Here is a 20,337-nt window from a genome sequence, read left to right as displayed (position 1 = left end):
TTACGACATGCCGGGCGCTGGCGCCAGATGTTAGTCGTCGGCCCAGCTGGCCTGCTCGGGCCTCTCGCCCGTTTGCCCGGGCACGCGCCGCAACCGGCGGCGGAAGCGCGGCAGGTTCATCCGCTCGGTCACGTTGCGGCACAGCGCCTGGATCAGCGGCTCGCGCTCTTCGATCTCGAGCAGGTTCAGCAGATTGCGCAGATAGGGCGGATAGCGGCGGCGGCGACGATAGAGCGTGGCAAAGCTTTGTCGGTCCAGCCGGTCGGTGCCCACCAGGCGCAGCAGCGTGTGCAGCATTCCCATGCGCAGCAGCGCCCCTTGCAGCGCGCCGCCCATGTTGCGCAGCCGCAGCAGGGTGACATTGGGCCGGGCGAAGAGGGCGGCGTGCATCCCGTCCAGCCGGTCCATCGGGTCGTAAAGGACAAAGGCGCGGTCGGCGGCGTCCAGCATGTCGGGCGCATAGCCATAGCGCGAGGTGAAATCCAGCCGCCGCATCTCGCGGAACCGCTCGTCCCATTCCGTCATCGCCGGGTCCAGCGTCGCCTGGGGCTGCACCGCCAGCACCCGCGCGCCCGGTGCAGCCACCGAAAAGGCGCAGGCGGCATAGGCGCAGGGCCCGGCGCCGTAGAAAATCACCCGGTCGAACTCTTCGAAAAAGCCCCGGTCGACCAGGTCGTCGAAATAGGCATAGACGTCTGCGTCGCGGAACCAGGTGTCGCCGTCCGAGGCCAGGCACAGGTTCGACCAGCCCGCCTCGCGCACCAGTCGCCAGCCCAGGGGCTGAGCCTCTTCGGTCAAACCCTGGATGCCCGCCTGGGTCTCGAAGGTGACCAGCAGGGTCGGCCCGGCCGAGATGAAGGCGGCAAAGTGGCGCTTGCCAAGCTGGCGAAAGCCGCCGCGCGAGGTGGCGATGCCGGCCAGCCGGCTCAGCCAGTCGGCCTTGCCCAGCCCCTGAAGGGAGACCGAGAGACCTTCGGTCTTTACGGCGGTGATCTGGGCGGACATGAAACCTCTGACACTCGGCGGCGAACGGGGCCGCGTCTGGGATCCGATTCTAGGCGGGGATTCGGGCGAAATTGAGATATTTTGGCCCCGAGGGGAAGGGGGGCGCCGGGGCTCAGCCGTCCTCGGGCCGGTCGCCGCCGCCGGGGGGCGTGGCCTGCCCTTGCAGGCGCCGCGCCTGGGTGGCGAAGCGGCTGAGATAGCGCGCCGCGGCCAGGGGCAGGGGGCGGGTCGGCGGCGTCAGCAGAAGCCGCCCCATCAGGGCGCGGAAGGGCTCTTCCAGCATCAACTGGTGCAGCCGCGCCTTGCGCCAGGCGACGGCGCCGGCGTGCAGCTCGGCCAGCGCCGCGTCCTGCATCAGCCGGGCGCGCTCGGCCTCCATCGCCGGGGCCAGGCGCAGGATCGTCCGGTCCTCGTCGCTGGCGAAATTGCGTTCGACCCAATAGTCGAGATCCAGCATGTGATCGGCATGAACCGCGCGCCCCCGGTCAGCCTTCAGCACATAGCTTTCCATCGCGCCCAGGGCGTAGTGGTTCAGCTGCGCCAGACCGTAGTTGGGGCGTCCGAAGGGCGAGAAGATGCGTTCGGTGCGGAACTGCTCGGGCAGGGCGCGGCCGTGGCTGTCGTACCAGCGCGCGCCCTCCAGCCGCTCGGCCACGGGTGAGCGGGGGCGATGCACGCCGACCTTCCGATAGGTGCCGTCGTTGCGGTAAAGCGTCTTGAACATCGCCGCCCGCCAGGGCCAGTGCAGCACCTCGGGGGCGGCGCGGGTGAAGGTCTGGGTGACCGGCCGGTCCTCGTAATGCACTACGCCGCCATTGCCGAACAGCCGCCAGGTCAGGGTGATCGCCGTGGCCTCGGGCAGGGCCGCCAGCAGGGCGGGCAGGGTGCCGTCGCCCACATGGATATTGACAAACTCGTCGATGTCGAAGGGCAGGATCCAGTCCGCCTGCCGCACGATGTCCAGCTTTTCGCAGCGTTTCAGCGCCGTGAACTGGATGCCGCGCGCATCATAGGGGCCATCGTTGCGGATATGGGTCAGCTCGCCCTGTTCCGCCAGCCGGTCCAGCATCGCATCGGTGCCGTCCTGGCAGTCGTTCGAGAAGACCAGGAAGTCGGTGAACCCCACGGCGCGGTGATGGGCCAGCCATTCCAGCAGAAAGGCCGCCTCGTTGCGCAGGCAGAGGATGGCGAGAAAGCGCATCAGCCGCGCCCCTCTGGGCAGAGGGCGTCAGCTCTCCACATCGAGCGCCAGCGCGTAGGCCACGCGCTCCGTTTCGGTCAGTTTCAGTTGCAGGGCCTGGGTGTAAAGCTCTTCGAACTCGGCCATGCCGTGCAGTTCGGCGGCCTTAGCGCGGTGCCAGGCGAAGCCGCTTTCGTGCAGGGCGCGTAGCCGGTCGTCAGCCAGTAGCCGCGCCAGTTCCTCGCGCACGCGGGGGATATTGCGCTGGATCGTCACGTCGCGGTTGTCGGACCAGTCCATGCGCACCCAGTAGTTCAGCCCGATCGAGCGATCCACATGCAGGGCCCGGCCCCGCTGCCGCTTTACCAGGTAACTTTCGGCCGAGCGCAGCGCGTAGTGGTTCAGTTGCAGCAGGTCATAGCCCACGTTTTTCTTCGACGAGCGCCAGCCGTTCTTCAGCACGTCCTTGGTCATCGGGCGGCCCGAGCCATTGACCCAATGCACCTGCCCCTCGGCCCCCTCGCTCAGCTTGTTGGGGCGGTGGCAGGAAATTTTCTGATAGGCGCCCATGTTGCGGAACATGGTCTTGAAGCCCCAGACCGTATGCGGTTTCGGGCAGTATTTCGGCGCCGCGTGGTCGAACTGGGCGATGACCAGATCGTCCTTCAGGGTGGTCACCCCGTTGTGGCCGAAGAGGCGCCAGGTCATGGCAACGTTGGTGGCATCCGGCACCCGGGCAAAGAAATCATCCAGCGTGCCATTGCCGCAGCGGATGTTGACGAACTCATCCACGTCGAAATGGGCGATCCATTCGGAATTCTGGATCACCGGCTCTTCCAGCGCGCTGTCCAGCGCCCATTGCTGGGGCGAGTTGCCCTTCCAGTTGTCGTTGTTGCGGTGCTGGACCACGCCCAACTCCTGCAAGCGGTCCAGGATCTCGGAGGTGCCGTCGGAACAGTCGTTGGTGTAGATCAGGAAATTGTCGAACCCCACGGCGCGGTGATAGGCGACCCATTCCAGGATATAGGGCGCCTCGTTCTTCATGCAGCCCAGCACCACGCGGCCCGAGTTGCCCGGGGGCAGGTCGCGGGGGGTGATGGGATCATAGGGCGGCAGTTCCGCCTCTTCGTCCACCTGTCCCAGCCGGTTGTGCGGTGCAAAGGCCCCGCCTTTCAGCGCGTCGAAACGGGCCACGGCCTCGGGCGGCAGGATGGCGCGGGCGGCGGGCGACAGCCCGGTGCCTGTGGGCGCGGCGTCGGTCTTGGGCGCGGGGGCCTCGCCGGTTACCGCCTTGGCCTCGGCGATCTTGCCGTCGCGCTCCTCCTTCGTGGCTTTGGCGATCCGCCAGCGGAAGGACAGCAGGTATTGCGAGGCGCGGTAGCCGAAGAGGGGATCGGCCTCGGTCCAGTCGCCCGCGGGGGCGGGCAGGGCCAGGTGCTTTGCCTCCAGCGCCGGATGGGCCGCGACCAGCGCGGCATTGCCCGCCGCGAAGCGGGTGCAGAGGCCGGACAGGGTGGCGGGATCGGTGACGGGGCCGTCCACCGCGATCTCGCGCAGAAACCGCATCCACAGCTGCCGGGGCAGGATGGCATCATGCTTGCCCAGATAGGCCAGCAGCAGGTCGTTCATCTGCCGTGCGCGGGTCAGGGTCGCGGCGGGCTCTTGCCCCGGGGCCGGGGTCACCGGGCCGCGCCCGATCTGATCCTCGATGCCGAAAGCGGCGCGGATCTCGTCCGTGATCGCCTCGGAATGGAAGACCTCCGGCACGTAAGGCCGCAGGGTCAGGGCGCCTGCGCCAAAGACGCTCTCCCAATGGGTCTGAAGGGCGGCATAGTCGAGCCAGAAGAGCGGGCGCTGGATGGCGGGGAAAGAGCCACGCAGCGGGTCGGCCTCGGGCGTCTGGTCCATGCAGGTCTGCCACCAGTCCGCCTCGGCCCCGATCCCCTGTTCCACGGCCAGCGAGGTGGCCCGCCCCTCCATCACCTGCGCCGCATAGGCCCGCGCCATGGTCGAGGCCTGATCGCCCACATGCATCAGCAACGAGATGTCATCCGAGATCGGGCGCAGCAGGTCGCGCAGGGTTTCCAGCTCGGACACCCGGGTCAGGGCGCTGGCGGCCTGGGTCATCGACAGGACCAGCGTTTCGGCCCCCGCCGCCTGGGCCTCGCGCGCCAGATCGCTGGCCACTTCCTCGCGCAGGGCGCGTTGCTTGTCCTCCAGGATGAAGCCGCGGTTGAAGCGCAGCGGGTCCACCTGGTCGGGGTCGGTGACGGCCATGAAGAGGCGCGCATGGTTCTTCTTGCCGACCGAGCGGGCATAAAGAATGCCCTTGGCCGCCAGCTGTTCGCGCTTGTCGTGCAGCGCGCTTTGCAGGGCCAGGGCGCCGGTGGCCTCGGTGCCGATATGCAGGACGATCTTCATTCCGTGTCTTCCTCGGCCGGGCGGTCGGTGTTTTCATTGGCGCGGCCCCACCAGGGCAGGTCGAAGCCCAGGAAATCCTGCAACCTGGTCTGCGCCTCTGGGTCGGCCACGTCGAATTGCAGGAACCCCGGGTCGCCGGCAAAGATTGCCTCTAGATGGGCGTAATGGCCGTCGATCCAGCGCGCCAGCTGTCCCTCGTCGCCGCCAAAACCCACGGGCAGGCCGGGCAGGGCGTTGCCCTCCAGCCGGGCGGCCATGTTTGTCCAGCGCATCATCGAATTGGCCAGCTTGGCGGCATCGCGGCGGGTGGCGGTGAATTTCACATGGGGGTGCCGGTCGCGGATCGCCATCAGCAGGGCATGATCCATCTGCGGCCAGGCCTGCCGCCCGCCATGCAGGAAAGAGGCCTCGGCCACGGCGTCGAACTCGGCCAGCTCGGCCAGCGGGTCGCCCGAACCGTAGAAGCCGCGATAGAGCACCTGACCGACGAAATTCCGCGTCAGCCCCGGGTCGCTGGCCTGACCGCGCCGGATGCGGTGATCGGCAACGTTCAGCCCGGCGGCGGTCATCGCCTCGGCAAAGCTGGTGGTGCCCGATTTCGGCAGTCCAAGGTTGATGACGCGCATCCGGTGCTGGGCCATCACAGCCTCCCCAGCTCGGCCAGCAGGGCCTCTTCCATCGGCGGCAGGGTCGGCGTGGCGCGCAACTGGTCGCGCATGGCGCGATAGTCGGGCTGGGCCAGCAGTTCGTCGCGGCGGGCGCGGTGCAGGGCGCAGGCCTCGTCGTGCAGATCGGCCACTCCGGGCAGCGCTTTCAGCCGGTCCATCTCGGCGTTGAGGGCGGGCAGGTAGCGGGCGATGGACAGGTCTTGCCAGGCCACATCCGCCCGCTCGCGCCAATAGCTGTCATCAAAGGCGCGGTGTTCGCGGTTCACGTCGCCCCGGTCGTTCTTCACCAGATAGCTGTCGAGCGAGCGCAGGGCGTAGTGGTTCAGCGTGGCGAAGGCGCGCGCGCCACGCGCGGGAAACTTGCGGATGCGGCGGGGGTTGTCGGCCAGCAGGAACTTTTCCGGCACCGCACGCCCCGCGCCATCGGTCCAGCGGGGCCGCTTCGCAGGCGCCAGATGCTTGCCGAAGAAGGGCCGGTGCGCGCCGTAATAGCGCAGGGGAAAGTCCTGGCGCACAAGGGTTTTCACCTCGATCGCCGTTTCGCCGCACCAGATGTCGGGGTTGTGGGAGCGGGTGAACTGCTCGATGACAGGGCGGTCCTCGAACCCCTCGATCCCGTCATTACCGAAGAACTGGAAGGTCACGGAAATCGCCTGCGGATCGCCGCAGGCGTCGACCAGCGCGGGGATCGTGTGATCACCCACATGGATGTTCAGGAACTCGTCCACATCGGCGATCCAGACCCAGTCGGCGCCGGTGACCAGGGTCTGTTTCGCCGCGTCCTTCAGCGCCTCCATCTGATAGTTGCGCCCCTGGGCGGGGTTGGGCAGGTGCCACAGCAGGTCATGCCCTTGCAGACAGTCCAGCAGCCGGTCGGTCGCATCGGTGCAGTCGTTGGAATAGAACAGGAAATCGGTCACCCCGATGACCCGGTTGTAGGCGATCCATTCCAGCAGGAAGGGGCCTTCGTTCTTCACACAGGTCACGGCGGTCACGCGCATGGGCGGGCCCCCGCGCTGGCCGGGCCCATGGGGTCGCAAGGCTGTCCGATCATCTGCATTCTGCCCTTCACCGCTGCCTGCGCCGGGGATCCGGCTGCGGCCCCCGACCTGCCGGTCGAATGTGGTTCTTCTTGGGCGGAAAGATCGCAATTTCCGGCCTTTGCGTCAATTGCGGCCCGGCGTCATGCGGCGGGGTGGCGCGCAGGCCGGGCTTGACGCGGGGCGCGGCGAATGCAGGCTGGGGCAGAGGAGAGAGGGAGGAGGCCCGCATGGCCGAAGACCGTATCGCGCTGCCCGCCGATATCGACGCGCTGGCCGCGCTTCTGGCGGGGCAGGACTACGTGGCGGGCCGCCCGCTGGCCACGGTGGCCTTCCTGGCCCTGCGCCTGGGCCGCCCGCTGCTGCTGGAGGGCGAGCCGGGCACCGGCAAGACCGAGATCGCCCGCGCCCTGGCCAGCGGGCTGGGTCGCCGCCTGATCCGCCTGCAATGCTACGAGGGGCTGGATGCGACCCAGGCGCTGTGCGACTGGAACTTTCCCGCCCAGATGATCGCCATCCGCACCGCCGAGGCGGCGGGCGAGGCGGGCGGCACCCTGGATCGGACCGCGCTGCAAGATGAGCTCTTCGGCCCCGATTTCCTGCTGGAACGGCCGCTGTTGCAGGCCCTGCGCCCGACGCCCGAAGGCCCGCCGGTGCTGCTGATCGACGAGCTGGACCGCACCGATGCCCCCTTCGAGGCCTTCCTGCTGGAGATCCTGTCGGACTATCAGGTCACGATCCCCGAACTGGGCACGATCCGCGCCCCGGAGCCGCCCATTGTCATCCTGACTTCGAACCGCACGCGCGAGGTGCATGATGCGCTGAAGCGCCGCTGCCTGTATCACTGGGTCGACTACCCGGCGCTGGAGCGCGAACTGGCGATCCTGGCCGCCCGGGTGCCCGAGGCCTCGGCGCAGCTGTCGCGCGAGATCGTGGGCTTCGTGCAGCGGCTGCGCACCGAGGATCTGTTCAAGAAACCCGGGGTGGCCGAGACCATCGACTGGGCCAAGTGCCTGCTGGCGCTGGATGTGATCAGCCTGACGCCCGAGGTCATCGCCGATACCATCGGCGCGATCCTGAAATACCAGGACGACATCGCGCGCCTCGAAGGCTCGGAGGCCAAGCGCCTGCTGGAAGAGGTCCGCGCCGCCCTGCCGCCCGCCGGGGCCTGATCTGCGCGGCTGTTCCAATCGACGGCTGAAAATACTCTGCCGGGGGTGCGGGAGATGCAAAATCCCCCGCCGCGCCACCGGGCCCGTCAGAAGGCCATCTGATAGGTCACCGAAACGCTGCCGCCGGTGAAACCCGGCCCCGGCGCCTCGCCCCGGTTCCAGGGAAAGCGGTTGTTGCTGTAGTTCTGATAGCTGACCAGCCAGTCCTCGTTGATCCGGTAGCTGGCGGTATAGCTGTAGTCGGGTTGATAGGTGTCCTGGGCGCCGGGGGCGTAAAGATAGGTCGCGGCGCTCAGCCGCAGCTTCTCGCTCAGGGCATAGCCGCAGGACAGCGACAGGCTGGCCCGGTCGGGGCGGGGCAGGCCGATGCCGGCGGTGCAGGGCAGGCTGGCCTCGGCGCCAAGCGGGATCGCGGGCAGGCGGTAGCTCAGGCGCAGGGACCCTTCCAGCAGCCCGGCCAGCACCCCGTCTTCATCGCCGAAGCGGGCGGAGTAGTTGCTGTAGGTCAGGCTGATGGTGTCGTTGACGCGATAGGTCAGGGCATAGGTATAGTCGGGATCCCAGTCCTGCACCTTGTCGGGCTGGGCATAGCCGATCAGGGTCAGGCGCAGGGACAGCTGCTCGTTCAGCCGGGCCGAGCAGCCCAGGCTGGCGCGCGGCTTGGCATTGCCCCGGCTGTCGCCCCCCGCGCCGCCGCCCAGCCCGGCCAGCCCGGCGCTGGCGGTGATCGAACAGGCGATCCGATAGCGCTCGATAAAGCCCTGGGGGGCCTCGGGTTCGGCTGTGGACGGCTGCGGCGCGGCGGGCAGGGGGGCGGGCTGCGCCACGGCGACCGACGCCGGGCGGGCGGTGACGGCGCAGCGGTCGGGCTGGAAGGGATCGGCGGCAGCGCAGAGGGGATCGGCGGACGCGCGGGCCTGCCCGGCGCCGCTGTCCTGCGGCCCTTGCGGCGCGCTGCGCGGTCCGGTGGTCTGGGCCTCGGCCCGGGGGACCTCGGGGGCGCTGTCGCTAGAGGCGGGACCGGGGGCCTGGGGCGCGGGTGCAGGCGGGGCAGGCGGCGCGGTGCCGGTCAGCATCCAGGCGGCCAGGTAACGCGCCACACTGGCCAGATCCCTCTGCGCGGGCAGCGCGGGGCGCAGGCCCCGGCCCACGGGCACGTCAAAGCCGCCCCCCGCCGCCAGATCGACCCGGCAGCCCACCCCGGCCTGACAGGTCAGCCACGCCGCCGCCACCGTTTGCGCGGCTTCGGCGCGCCGGATCGTGGCGCTGCCATCGGGGAAAAGGACATAACGCCAGGGCCCCAGCTGGCCGCGTTGCTGGCGCGACCAGTGCAGGGCATTGGGCAGGTCCAGCACCAGCTCTTGCGCGCCGGGCACCGCCGGGTCGGCGGTATCGACAAAGGCCGGGCCGGGGCGGGCCGTCTCGGGATCGGGGGCAGGCATTGGCGCGGGCTGACCCTGCGGCGCCTCCTGCCCGTTGCCGGGCAGGGCCAGCGCGGCCAGCAGCATGGCCGGAGCCAGTCCCCGCCCGGGCCTGCGGCGGGTCCGCTGTCCTGTCTGCCTGCCTGTCCCGTTCACGACATTCACCAAGCTCATCAGCCGAAGGGGCGCGCGACCTGACGCAACGCCCCGTTTCTGCACGAATTTTGCCAGAAAGGCCCGGCCCCGGCGACCGTCAATTGCGCTGGTTTCCCCCCGCAGGCGACCTTTCGCAGGGGGCGGACAAGTGCTTTTGCCTGCCTGCGGCTTTTCCGGGCACGCCGTGCGCCGCTTTGACCTCTGCCCCGGCGCCACCTAAGCTGCCCGCAACAGCGTGTCGGCGGCGGAGGAGGCCATGCGGCAGAAAGCGACAGGAGGCCGGGCGCGGCCACAGGGGGCGCGATGAGCGAGGCCGCCCCCCTGGATCTGCCCGAGCATCCGCGCCTGGTCGAGAACCTGGCTCATTTCGCCCGCGCCCTGCGCCGCGCGGGTCTGCCCGTGGGGCCGGGCCAGCTGATCGAGGCGGTGCGCGCCATCGCTGCCACGGGCTTTGGCGAGCGGTCGGATTTCTACTGGGCGCTGCACGCCTCTTTCGTCACCCGGCCCGAGCAAAGCCGCACCTTCGCCCAGGTCTTCCGCCTGTTCTGGCGCGATCCGCGCTACATGGAACACATGATGGCGATGATGCTGCCCAGCCTGCGCGGCGTCGCCGAAGAGCGCGCGCCCCAGGCCGCCGAACGCCGCGCCTCCGAGGCGCTTCTGGGGGATGCCAACCGCGATCTGCCGCCCCCGCCCCAGGCGGAGGACGAGGCCGAGGTGCAGATCGACGCGCGCACCACCGCCTCGGACGAGGAACGCCTGCGGCAGCTGGATTTCGAACAGATGAGCGCCGAGGAAATGGCCCGCGCCCGGCGGATGCTGGCGGCGCTGTCGCTGCCGGTGGCACCGATCCGTACCCGGCGCCTGGGCGCAGAGCCCACGGGCGCGCGCATCGACCGGGCGCGGCTTCTGCGCGAGGTCGGGCGGCGGGGCGGAGAGCTGCCCCGGCTGCCGCGGGCCGCGCCGCGGACCCGCTGGCCCGATCTGGTGGTGCTCTGCGACATCTCGGGCTCGATGAGCGGCTACAGCCGGATGGTGCTGCATTTCCTGCACGCGGTGGCCAATCGCCAGGGGCAGGGCTGGGCGCAGGTCCATGCCTTCACCTTTGGCACCCGATTGACCAATATCACCCGCCAGCTGCGCCAGCGCGATGTCGACGCGGCCCTGGGCGCCGCCGCCGCCCAGGCGCGGGACTGGGAAGGGGGCACGCGGATCGCCGATTGCCTGCACGCCTTCAACCGCGACTGGGCGCGCCGGGTGCTGGCGCGGGGTGCGGTGGTGCTGCTGATCACCGACGGGCTGGACCGGGGCGCGGGGGCGGCGGGCACCGGCGCCGATCTGGGACGCGAAACCCAGCGTCTGCGCCTGATGTCGCGGCAGCTGATCTGGCTGAACCCGCTGCTGCGCTGGCAGGGGTTCGCGCCGCGCGCCCAGGGCATCGCCGCCATGCTGCCCCATGTGGACAGCCTGCGCGCGGGCCACTCCGTCGCCTCGCTTTCCGACCTGGCCGAGGCCCTTTCGCGCCCCGAGGATACCGGGGAAAAAGACCGTCTGATCAGGCTCTTGCGCTGATTGTTATCGAATAGCGTCGCCCTGACATTGAACCGCAACCCGCCTCTGCGTGTTGTGTTTGCGAGAGAGGGCCGCGAGTCGCGACCCCAGGACGACAGAAGGATGACCCGATGACGATGCGCGTTTTTCGCAACGGAACCGCCCTGGCGCTGAGCCTCAGCCTGGCTTTGCCTGCGGGGCTTGTGGCCCAACCCTCGCGCGAGGGGATCGAGGCCTGCCGCCAGCTTGAAGGCAACGCGATGCAGGAATGCCTGCGCAACGAATTGCAGCGCGGGCTGCAAGGGGCGCGCGAGAACGGCGTGGATCGCGGTCAGGGCACCGCCGAGCGGAACGGCGAGTTGCTGTTGCAGCGCCAGGCGGAGGAGTGGCGCCAGAATGCCGAAGAGCAGCGCCAGGCCGAGCAGGAGCGCCGCGCGGAAGAACAGCGTCGTGCCGAAGAGCAGCGCAAGGCCGAGCAAGAGCGCCGTGCCGAAGAGCAGCAGCGCGCCGACCAGCAGCGCCAGCAACAGGAAGAGGACCGCGCCGCCGAGATCCAGCGCCGCCTGGAAGAGCAGCAGCGCGCCGAAGCCGAAGAGCGTCGCGCGGAAGAGCGCCGGGCCGAGGAGCGCCGCGCGGAGGAGCAGCGCCAGGCCGAAGAGGACCGCCGGGCTGAAGAGGATCGCCGCGCCGAGGAGCAGCGCCGCGCCGAGGAGCAGCGCCGTGCCGAAGAGGACCGCCGGGCCGAAGACGAACGCCGCGCCGAAGAGGACCGCCGCGCCGAAGAGCAGCGCCGGGCCGAGCAGGAACGCCAGCAGGCCCGCCAACAGGCCGAGCGTGAGCGCGAGCGCCAGCAATCCGCCGCCGCCCAGCAGGGCGCCCAGGCTCGCGACGTCGACACGCAGCGCGTGACCGAGGGCAACAGCCGCTCGTCCTCGGAAGAGTTCCGCAACCGCGTCAACGACCGCGCTGATCGCGACAGCGACGATGGCAACGACCTGCTGGATGCGCTTGGCAAGGCCGCCCTGGTCGGTCTGGGCGCCTATGCGGTCGGCACGATCATGAACAACGGCGACAAGGTGGTCACCAACTCGGGCGACCGGGTCGTGGTGGAACGCGATGGCCGCTACGTGGTGCTGAAGAACGATGACACCCTGCTGCGCCAGCCGGGCAATGACGTGCGCACCGAAACCTTCAACGACGGCTCGACCCGCACCACCGTGGACCGCGCCGATGGCAGCCAGGTGGTGACCATCCGCGCCGCCGACGGCACCGTGCTGCGCCGCACCCGGATCCTGCCCAATGGTCAGGAAGTGCAGCTGTTCGACGACACCCGCCAGTTTGACCGGGTCGATGTCGAAGAGCTGCCGCAGGCGCCGCGCCGCGAGTTCTCGGTCGAGGATCGCAACGCGGATGAGCTGGAACGCGCCCTGGCGTCCTACCGGCCCGAGGTCGACCGCAGCTTCTCGCTGGGTCAGATCCGCGACATCCGCGCGGTGCGCAACCTGGTGCCCGAGATCGCGGTCGAGAACGTCAACTTCGAGACCGGCAGCGCGGTCATCCGCCCCGAAGAGGCGCGTGACCTGGCTGAGCTGGGCCAGCTGATGGCCGACATGATCGAAGAGAACCCCGGCGAGGTCTTCCTGGTCGAAGGGCACACCGACGCGGTTGGCCAGGCCAGCTATAACCTGGCCCTGTCGGACCGTCGGGCGGAAAGCCTGGCCCTGGCGCTGACCGAGTATTTCGGCGTGCCGCCGGAAAACATGATCGTGCAGGGCTATGGCGAAAGCGACCTGAAGGTGGCGACGCAATATGCCGAACGCGACAACCGCCGCGCCGCCGTGCGCCGCATCACGCCGCTGCTGCAAGGGCAGTAAGGGCGCCGGGCGCGGCCCTTCGCGGGGCCGGGCAAGGCAAGACAGCGGGCGGGGCCTCTCGGACGAGGGGCCTCGTCTTTGCGTCGTCTTTGCGTCGCGGGCGCGGGCCGTCACATTTCCTCAACCCCGCCCGGGCTTTGCTTGTATCCCGCCGCCGCTTGCCCCTAACTGGAGGCGGCAGCAACGGAGGCCCCCGATGGACAGCTTCGACAGCATCCCCGAACAGGCGCTGGCCTGGCATCAGGCCGGGCAGGGCGCCGCCCTGGCCACGGTGGTGGAAACCTGGGGCAGCGCGCCGCGCCGGGTGGGCAGCCAGCTGGCGGTGTCGGGCACGGGTGAGATGGCGGGCTCGGTCTCGGGCGGCTGCGTCGAAGGGGCGGTGGTGGTCGAGGCGCTGGAGGCCCTGGAGGCGGGCGATGGCGCGCCCCGGATGCTGGAGTTCGGCGTCAGCGATGGCGATGCCTTCGCCGTGGGCCTGGCCTGCGGTGGCCGGATCCGGGTGCTGGTGCAGCCCGTGGGCACCGCATTTCCCGAGGACCTGCTGCGCGACCTGGTCGCGGCCCGCGCAGCCCGCGCGCCGGTGGCCGTGGTCTCGGACGCCAAGGGGCAGGTGACGAAGCTGGCGCGCGCGGGCTTCGAGACGCGCTTTCGCCTGGACCGCTCGGGGGTGGAAGAGGACGGGCGTTTCGTTGCCATCCACAACCCGCCGCTGCGCCTGGTGGTCGTGGGGGCGGTGCATATCGCCCAGACCCTGGTGCCCATGGCCCGGGCCACCGGCTTTGACCCGGTGGTGATCGACCCGCGCGACAGTTTCGCCAGCCCGGCGCGCTTTCCCGAGACCCGCCTTCTGTCCGACTGGCCGGACGAGGCGGTGGCCCAGATCGGCCTGGACGCGCGCACCGCGCTGGTGCTGCTGACCCATGACCCCAAGCTGGACGATCCGGCGCTGGAGGCCGCGCTGGCGGCAGAGTGTTTCTATATCGGTGCCCTCGGCTCGACCCGGACCCATGCCAAACGGCTGGAGAGGATGGGCGCGAAGGGCTTCGACGCCGCCGCCCTGGCCCGGATCCATGGCCCCGTGGGCCTCGACATCGGGGCGGCCAATCCCGCCGAGATCGCCGTGTCGATCCTGGCCCAGATGGTGCAGGTGCTGAGGCAGGGCGCATGAAGTTCGGGCCCCTCGCGGTCAGCGCCGCCGAAGGCGCCATCCTGGCCCATTCGCTGGACCTGCCGGACGGCACGCGCCTGCGCAAGGGGCTGCGCCTGGGCCGGCCCGAGATGGACCGGCTGAAGTGGTACGGCATCGACGAGGTGGTGGCCGCCCGGCTGGAGGCGGGCGACGTGCACGAGGATGCCGCCGCCGAGGCCCTGGCCCGCGCCCTGGTGCCGGAGCTGGACGGGCTGCGCCTGGGGGTGCCGGGCACGGGGCGGGTCAATGTCTTCGCCGATTGCCCCGGCGTGGCCGAGATCGACGCGGCCAAGGTCCATGCGGTCAACGCCCTGCACCCGATGATCACCCTGGCCACCGTGCCTCCCTGGCAGCGGATGGCGGAACGGGGCATGGTGGCCACGGTCAAGATGATCTCTTACGCGGTGCCCGGCGCGGCGCTGGAGGCGGCCTGCGCGGCCGGGCAGGGGGCGCTGCGGCTGCGGCCCGTCACCCGGCGGCGGGCGACGCTGATCCAGACCTTCGTCGGCGAAGAGGTGCAGGGCAAGGGCCCCGAGGCGGTGGCCCGGCGGCTGGGCCGCATGGGCGCAGGTCTGGTGGCCGAGGCCAATGTGCCCCATGCTGAGGAAGACCTGTCGCTGGCCCTGGCCGCGGCCCGGGATGCGGCGCGCAGCGATGTGATCCTGATCCTCACCGGCTCGGCCACCTCGGACCCCGACGACGTCGCCCCCGCCGCCCTGCGCCATGCGGGCGGCCATGTGGAACGCTTTGGGATGCCGGTCGACCCCGGCAACCTGCTGTTCTTCGGCGATCTGGACGGGCTGCCGGTGATCGGCCTGCCGGGCTGCGCGCGCAGTCCGGCGCTGAACGGTGCCGACTGGGTGCTAGAGAGGATCCTGTGCGACGTGCCGGTGACCGATGCCGATGTGGCGGCCATGGGGGTGGGCGGGCTTTTGAAGGAAATCCCCACCCGTCCGCAACCGCGCGACCCGAAATGAGGGGGCTGCCCCAGGGCGCCCCTTGCACCCCGTGCGGCGCCATGCTTTGCTGAGCCCGCACGGCGCGAGACCCCAGGCAGCAAGGACGCAATATGCCCAGCATCAGCTTGAAAGTGAACGGTAAAACCCGCACCGCAGAGGTCGAGGGTCGCACCCTTCTGGTGGATCTTCTGCGCGAGGGGCTGGGGCTGACCGGCACCCATGTGGGCTGCGACACCTCGCAATGCGGCGCCTGCACGGTGCATGTGAACGGGGTGCAGGTGAAAAGCTGTACCATGTTCGCGCTCGAGGCCGAGGGCGCCGAGGTGACCACGATCGAGGGCATGGCCGCCGCCGATGGCACGCTCAGCAAGCTGCAACAGGCCTTCCAGGATCACCACGGGCTGCAATGCGGCTTTTGCACCCCGGGCATGGTGATGTCGCTGGCCAAGCTGATCGAGACGACGCCGAAGCCCAGCGAGGCGCAGATCCGCGACCATCTCGAGGGCAATATCTGCCGCTGCACCGGCTACCACAATATCGTCAAGGCGGCGCTGGCGGCCACGGATCAGCTCTGATCCGCGCCCGCGCTTGTTGCCAAGGCCCCGCGTGGAAATCGCCCTGACGGGCGATGCCTCCGGCGGGGATATTTTGGGCAATGAGAAAAGCAAGGTGGGTGGCGCTTGAAAGCCCCGACCGCCCTCCGGCTGCGATTTAGGTCAATCAGGCGCGGCGCACCTGTTGGCGAACTTTTCCGCCGGGGCGCCGCCTGGGCTTTTCTGCGCCACGCCCCTTGTCTTCTCATTGCCAGAAATATCCCGGGGGGAATTGCGCCGCAGGCGCAAGGGGGGCAGAGCCCCCGCCCCCTCTACGTATGGCCCAAAGGGCGGGGCAGGGACGATCGGGCAAAGAAAAACGCCCTCCGGCCGGGCCGGGGGGCGTTGCGATGTCTCATCGGGCCGGGATCAGCGCGCCAGCGGGCCGATCATCATGACCATCTGGCGGCCTTCCATCTTCGGCATGTTCTCGACCTTGCCAAGCTCTTTCACGTCCTCGGCGACGCGTTCCAGAAGCTCGCGGCCGAGGTTCTGGTGCGCCATCTCGCGACCGCGGAAGCGCAGGGTGACCTTCACCTTGTCGCCCTTCTCAAGGAACTTGACCACGTTCTTCATCTTGACTTCGTAGTCGTGAACATCGGTGCCGGGGCGGAACTTCACCTCCTTCACCTCGATGATCTTCTGCTTCTTGCGGGCTTCGGATTCGCGCTTCTGCTGTTCGTACTTGAACTTGCCGAAGTCCATGATCTTGCAGACCGGGGGCGTGGCGTTGGGAGAGATCTCAACCAGGTCGAGGCCAGCCTCTTCGGCCATGGCGAGCGCCCGGGCGGGCGGGACAACGCCAACGTTTTCGCCCTCTGCGCCGATCAGGCGGATTTCGGGGGCGCGGATGCGGTCGTTCACGCGGGGGCCGGTGTCACGGGTCGGCGGCGCGTTATGGGGTCTGCGAGCTATGGTTTTCGTCCTTTGATCGTTGATCGGATTGAGGCGGCAAAATAAGCGCCGGACCGGATTCTTTCAAGCGGCAATTGATCCGGCTCTGTGGGGAAACGCAAGACGGGCGGCCCATGTTCCGGCCGCCCGCAGCAAATTTTTCAGGGGTTTGGGCCGGAAAGCCCGCCCCGGGGCCCTTGATCAGTCCACAAAGGCCTTTTCGACCACATATTGCTTGGGATCGGAATTGGCGCCCTCTTCCAGGCCGTAGCCTTCGAGCAGTTCCTTGATGTCGATGTTGAAGGCCAGGTTGCCGCAGACCATGCCACGATCGGTTTCCGGGTTGATCGGGTCGATGCCCAGGTCCTTGAACACCTCGCCCGAGCGCATCAGGTCGGTGATGCGGCCCATCTTGGGGCTCTCTTCGCGGGTGGTGGTGGGGTAGTAGCGGATCTTCTTCCAGAAGCCTTCGCCGATCAGCTCGTTCAGCAGTTCGTCGGTCTTCAGGCTTTCGATCAGCTCGGCGCCATAGGTCAGTTCGCCCACGGTGCGGCAGGTGTGGGTGATCACCACCTCGTCGTAATCCTCGTAGGTCTGCGGTTCGCGCAGCAGCGAGGCGAAGGGGGCAAAGCCGGTGCCGGTGGCGAAGAACCACAGCCGCTTGCCGGGCAGCAGGGCGTCATGGACCAGGGTGCCCACGGGCTTGGGCCGCAGGATGATCTCGTCGCCGACCTTGATGTTCTGCAACTTCGAGGTCAGGGGGCCGTCAGGCACCTTGATCGAGTAGAATTCCAGTTCCTCGTCCCAGGAGGGGGAGGCGATGGAATAGGCGCGCAGGATCGGTTTCTGGCGGCCGGTCTTCTCGTCCGGGTCGCCCATCAGGCCGATCATCACGAATTCGCCCGAGCGGAAGCGCAGCGAGGCCGGGCGCGTCACCCGGAAGGAGAACAGGCGGTCCGTCCAGTGCTTGACGAAAGTCACGGTCTGGGCGTCAGGCAGCGTCGGCGCCTTGGGTGCGGCTACTACATCGGTCACGGCGATCTCGTTCATTTGTGTACAAAGGATCTTTTACAATCCTTCCCCTAGCTAATTTTTGACCAGTTGGAAAGACTCAGGCGTGCCGGAGGCGGCTTTGATAGCAGTGGGACTGCCAATCTGCCCGGAATTTCCACTGTTCCTGCGGCTGGCGGGCGGCCAGCTCGTCGCTGATCTCGACATCGTCGAAGCCACAGCGGCGGGCCATGGCATATTGGTCGGAGATGACATGGCCGGTGGCGCGCAGGTGTCCGGTGAAGCCGCGCTGGCGCAGCTCGCGGCCGATGGTGAAGCCGCGCCCGTCGGCAAAGGAGGGGAACTCCACCCGCACCAGCGAGGCCCCGGCGAAGTCCACTTCGCGCGGGTTGGTGTCCGAGGGCAGGGTCAGCACCTGGGCCTCGGGGGTGGCAGCGGCGGGGTCGGTGGCCGCGAAGCCTTGGTCGGTGACGATCACGGTCATGCCTGGGGTCCTCTTACGATCTTGCCATCCACCACGTGGATGCCGCATTCAATCTTGTCCTGGCCGCGCCAGCGGCCCGCGCGCGGGTCTTCGCCCGGCGCCACCGGCGTGGTGCAGGGGGCGCAGCCGATGGACGGGTAGCCCTTGGCCACCATCGGGTGTTTCGGCAGGCGGTTCTCTTCCATATAGGCGCGCACGTCTTCGGGGTGCCAATGGGCCAGCGGGTTGACCTTGATCCGGTTCGGCCCGTCGGGTTCGAAGAATTCCAGCGCCGCGCGGGTCGAGGACTGGAAGCGTTTCCGCCCGGTGATCCAGCCGTCAAAGCCCGACAGCGCCCGTTCCAGCGGCACCGTCTTGCGCAGGGCGCAGCAGGCGTCGGTGTCGAACTGGTGCAACGTGTCGTCGGGATCCTGGCGTGCCAGGTCCATCTCGGTGGCGCGGATGATGCGCACGTCCTTCAGGTGCAGACGCTCGGCCACTTCCTGCTGGTATTCCAGGGTTTCGGCGAACAGCATCTGGGTGTCGATGAACAGCACCGGCACCGTATTGTCGATCACCGACACAAGGTGCAGCAGGGCCACGCTTTCCGCCCCGAAGGACGAGACCATGGCCAGGTCCCCCACGTCGTGATCCTTCAGGGCCGCTTCCAGCACCGAGGTCGCGCCGTGATGGCGGTAGCGGTCATTGAGGCGCGCGATCCTCGCCGCTTGCAAAGGCGAGGTGTCCGCGGCGCCGAAATCCATTGCGGCTTCAGGCGGCATCGGCTTTTTCTTTCTCCGGGTAGAGCGCGGCCTTGAAGGGCCCCGGCCCGGTGCGGCGGTAGGCGTCGAGGAAGGTCTCTTCGTCGCTTTCGCGCAGCGCAAGATAGGTGGTCAGGATGGTCTCGATGGCGCCGGTGATCTCGTCATAGGCGAAACCGGGGCCGACGCGCTGGCCGATGGTGGCGTCTTCGGTGCCGTCGCCGCCCAGGGTGATCTGATAGTTCTCGACCCCCGCGCGATCCAGGCCCAGGATGCCGATATGGCCCACATGGTGGTGGCCGCAGGCATTGATGCAGCCCGAGATCTTGATCTTCAGCGGGCCGATCTCGTGTTCGAGCTTCAGCTCTTCGAAGCGGGTCGCGATTTCCTGGGCGACCGGGATCGACCGGGCCGTGGCCAGGGCGCAGTAGTCCATGCCGGGGCAGGCGATGATGTCCGACACCAGGCCGATGTTGGCGGTGGCCAGGCCCTCGGTCTTCAGCGCCGCGTGCAGGGCCGGCAGGTCCGACTTGTGCACATGGGGCAGGATCACGTTCTGCTCGTGGCTGATGCGGATGTCATCATGGCCGTATTTCTCGGCCAGATCGGCGATCAGGCGCATCTGGGCCGAGGTGGCATCGCCCGGGGTCTGCCCGTGTTTCTTCAGCGAGATCGACACGATGGCATAGCCCGGCGCCTTGTGTGCGCTGAGGTTGGTATCCGCCCAGGAGCGGAAGACCGGATCGGCCTCATAGGCCTGGTCATAGGCCTGGGTCGGCGCCGCGCGGAAGGCGGGCGCGGCGAAATGAGTGCGGATCGCGGCCAGCATTTCCTGGTCGACACCGTCGAACAGCGGCTTCAACTCGGCGAAACGCGCCTCGGTCAGCTCGCGGAAGGTGTCCAGGCCGTTCTCGTTGACGGTGATCTTGATCCGGGCCTTGTACTTGTTGTCGCGGCGGCCCAGCACGTTGTAGGTCGACACGATGGCCTCGGAATAGGGCAGCAGGTCTTCCTCGGGCAGGAAGTCGCGGATCACCTTGCCGATGACGGGCGTGCGGCCCAGGCCGCCGCCCACCAACACGCGGTAGCCGCGCTGGCCGTCCACTTCGCGCAGCTGGATGCCGATGTCATGGGCGCGGATGACCGCGCGGTCATGCTCGGACCCGGTGACGGCGAACTTGAACTTGCGCGGCAGGAACTGGAATTCCGGGTGGTCGGTGGACCACTGGCGCAGCAGTTCGGCCACGGGACGCGGATCGCCCACCTCGTCGGCGGCGGCGCCGGCGAAATGGTCGGCGGTCACGTTGCGGATGGTGTTGCCCGAGGTCTGGATCGCGTGCAGCTGCACCTCGGCCAGGGCATCCAGGATGTCCGGGATGTCGGGCAGCTTCGGCCAGTTGTACTGGATGTTCTGCCGGGTGGTGAAATGGCCATAGCCCTTGTCCCAGCGGTCGGCGATGACGGCCAGCTGGCGCATCTGGGCGCTGCCCATGGTGCCATAGGGGATGGCCACCCGCAGCATGTAGGCGTGCAGTTGCAGATACAGGCCGTTCATCAGGCGCAGCGGCTTGAACTCGTCCTCGGTCAGCGAGCCGTCGATGCGGCGCGCCACCTGCTGGCGGAACTGGTCGTTGCGGTTGGCCAGGAAGGCGTCGTCGAAATCGTTATAGCGATACATCTCAGGCCTCCGCTTGCTTGCCGTGGAAGTAGTTGGAGGGTCCGGTGCGGCGGAACTCCTCGCGGAAATGGGTGGGTTCGGGGCCGTTCTCGCCCGCTTTCATGTCGGTCAGATAGGGGCCGACGACTTCGGACTGGCGGGCACCCGCCTCGATCAGGCGCAGCTCGGCATGGGCCTCGTCGGTCAGAAGCTCGGCCTCGGCCAGGTCGCGGGTCCAGCGGTCATCGGCGGTCAGATAGACCACGTCGCCCTCCAGCAGGGCATTGGCGGTGACGACTTTGGGGGTGAAGGGACGGGGCAT

18 protein-coding genes are annotated in these 20,337 nt (G+C 68.6%); 6 read left to right on the top strand and 12 right to left on the bottom strand.

Annotated features, from left to right (window positions below):
- Positions 1-30: 30 nt before the first annotated feature.
- From ACRARE_RS14000 to ACRARE_RS13980, 5 genes are all read right to left on the bottom strand, one after another.
- Positions 31-1,005, bottom strand: a complete 975-nt coding sequence (locus ACRARE_RS14000; protein ID WP_432657065.1) for a phosphoadenosine phosphosulfate reductase — start codon at positions 1,003-1,005, stop codon at positions 31-33.
- A 112-nt stretch (positions 1,006-1,117) separates the two neighbouring features.
- On the bottom strand, positions 1,118-2,206 hold the full coding sequence (locus tag ACRARE_RS13995; RefSeq protein ID WP_432657064.1) for a glycosyltransferase family 2 protein: 1,089 nt from the start codon (positions 2,204-2,206) through the stop codon (positions 1,118-1,120).
- A gap of 27 nt (positions 2,207-2,233) precedes the next feature.
- The gene (locus ACRARE_RS13990; RefSeq protein WP_432657063.1) at positions 2,234-4,606 is read right to left on the bottom strand and encodes a glycosyltransferase family 2 protein; all 2,373 of its coding nucleotides are present in this window, start codon (positions 4,604-4,606) and stop codon (positions 2,234-2,236) included.
- A complete protein-coding gene (locus tag ACRARE_RS13985) occupies positions 4,603-5,247 on the bottom strand; it encodes a sulfotransferase family protein (protein WP_432657062.1) in 645 nt (214 codons plus the stop codon). The genes ACRARE_RS13990 and ACRARE_RS13985 overlap by 4 nt, the downstream gene beginning before the upstream one ends.
- Positions 5,247-6,275 carry a glycosyltransferase family 2 protein gene (locus ACRARE_RS13980; RefSeq protein WP_432657061.1) on the bottom strand — a complete coding sequence of 343 codons (1,029 nt, stop codon included), beginning with the start codon at positions 6,273-6,275 and terminating at the stop codon, positions 5,247-5,249. The genes ACRARE_RS13985 and ACRARE_RS13980 overlap by 1 nt, the downstream gene beginning before the upstream one ends.
- 269 nt (positions 6,276-6,544) lie before the next feature.
- Between ACRARE_RS13980 and ACRARE_RS13975 the strand changes: the two genes are divergently transcribed.
- Complete coding sequence (locus ACRARE_RS13975; protein ID WP_432657060.1) at positions 6,545-7,486, top strand: AAA family ATPase; 942 nt, start codon at positions 6,545-6,547, stop codon at positions 7,484-7,486.
- A gap of 86 nt (positions 7,487-7,572) precedes the next feature.
- Here ACRARE_RS13975 and ACRARE_RS13970 read toward each other — a convergent pair whose 3' ends face one another.
- Positions 7,573-8,994 carry a hypothetical protein gene (locus ACRARE_RS13970; RefSeq protein ID WP_432657059.1) on the bottom strand — a complete coding sequence of 474 codons (1,422 nt, stop codon included), beginning with the start codon at positions 8,992-8,994 and terminating at the stop codon, positions 7,573-7,575.
- 372 nt (positions 8,995-9,366) lie between these two features.
- Between ACRARE_RS13970 and ACRARE_RS13965 the strand changes: the two genes are divergently transcribed.
- The 5 genes from ACRARE_RS13965 (at position 9,367) to ACRARE_RS13945 (ending at position 15,211) form a co-directional block, all read left to right on the top strand.
- Positions 9,367-10,635 carry a vWA domain-containing protein gene (locus ACRARE_RS13965; RefSeq protein WP_432657058.1) on the top strand — a complete coding sequence of 423 codons (1,269 nt, stop codon included), beginning with the start codon at positions 9,367-9,369 and terminating at the stop codon, positions 10,633-10,635.
- A 110-nt stretch (positions 10,636-10,745) separates the two neighbouring features.
- Positions 10,746-12,488 carry an OmpA family protein gene (locus tag ACRARE_RS13960; RefSeq protein ID WP_432657057.1) on the top strand — a complete coding sequence of 581 codons (1,743 nt, stop codon included), beginning with the start codon at positions 10,746-10,748 and terminating at the stop codon, positions 12,486-12,488.
- 196 nt (positions 12,489-12,684) lie between these two features.
- Entirely contained in the window at positions 12,685-13,656 is a 972-nt protein-coding gene (locus ACRARE_RS13955) for an XdhC family protein (protein ID WP_432657056.1), read from the top strand.
- A complete protein-coding gene (locus tag ACRARE_RS13950; protein ID WP_432657055.1) occupies positions 13,653-14,654 on the top strand; it encodes a molybdopterin-binding protein in 1,002 nt (333 codons plus the stop codon). The genes ACRARE_RS13955 and ACRARE_RS13950 overlap by 4 nt, the downstream gene beginning before the upstream one ends.
- Positions 14,655-14,746: 92 nt before the next feature.
- Positions 14,747-15,211, top strand: a complete 465-nt coding sequence (locus ACRARE_RS13945; RefSeq protein ID WP_432657054.1) for a (2Fe-2S)-binding protein — start codon at positions 14,747-14,749, stop codon at positions 15,209-15,211.
- A gap of 387 nt (positions 15,212-15,598) precedes the next feature.
- On the opposite strand, the gene infC is transcribed toward ACRARE_RS13945, so the two are convergent.
- The 6 genes from infC to ACRARE_RS13915 form a co-directional block, all read right to left on the bottom strand.
- A complete protein-coding gene (gene infC / locus ACRARE_RS13940) occupies positions 15,599-16,093 on the bottom strand; it encodes a translation initiation factor IF-3 (RefSeq protein ID WP_432657053.1) in 495 nt (164 codons plus the stop codon).
- Positions 16,094-16,324: 231 nt separating this feature from the next.
- Positions 16,325-17,173 (bottom strand): ferredoxin--NADP reductase, encoded by an 849-nt coding sequence (locus tag ACRARE_RS13935; protein ID WP_432657052.1) that lies wholly within the window; start codon positions 17,171-17,173, stop codon positions 16,325-16,327.
- A gap of 61 nt (positions 17,174-17,234) precedes the next feature.
- Positions 17,235-17,618 (bottom strand): DUF934 domain-containing protein, encoded by a 384-nt coding sequence (locus ACRARE_RS13930; protein WP_432657051.1) that lies wholly within the window; start codon positions 17,616-17,618, stop codon positions 17,235-17,237.
- Positions 17,615-18,379, bottom strand: coding sequence for a phosphoadenylyl-sulfate reductase (locus tag ACRARE_RS13925; protein ID WP_432657050.1), 765 nt, complete (start codon positions 18,377-18,379; stop codon positions 17,615-17,617). Before ACRARE_RS13925 ends, ACRARE_RS13930 begins: the two co-directional genes overlap by 4 nt.
- Entirely contained in the window at positions 18,369-20,036 is a 1,668-nt protein-coding gene (locus tag ACRARE_RS13920) for a nitrite/sulfite reductase (protein WP_432657049.1), read from the bottom strand. Before ACRARE_RS13920 ends, ACRARE_RS13925 begins: the two co-directional genes overlap by 11 nt.
- Before the next feature lies 1 nt (position 20,037).
- Complete coding sequence (locus ACRARE_RS13915) at positions 20,038-20,337, bottom strand: DUF2849 domain-containing protein (protein ID WP_432657048.1); 300 nt, start codon at positions 20,335-20,337, stop codon at positions 20,038-20,040.

The sequence above is a fragment of the Pseudooceanicola aquaeponti genome, assembly GCF_050897975.1.
Taxonomy (GTDB): Bacteria; Pseudomonadota; Alphaproteobacteria; order Rhodobacterales; family Rhodobacteraceae; genus Pseudooceanicola.
This window is presented reverse-complemented; position numbering and strand designations above follow the sequence as displayed.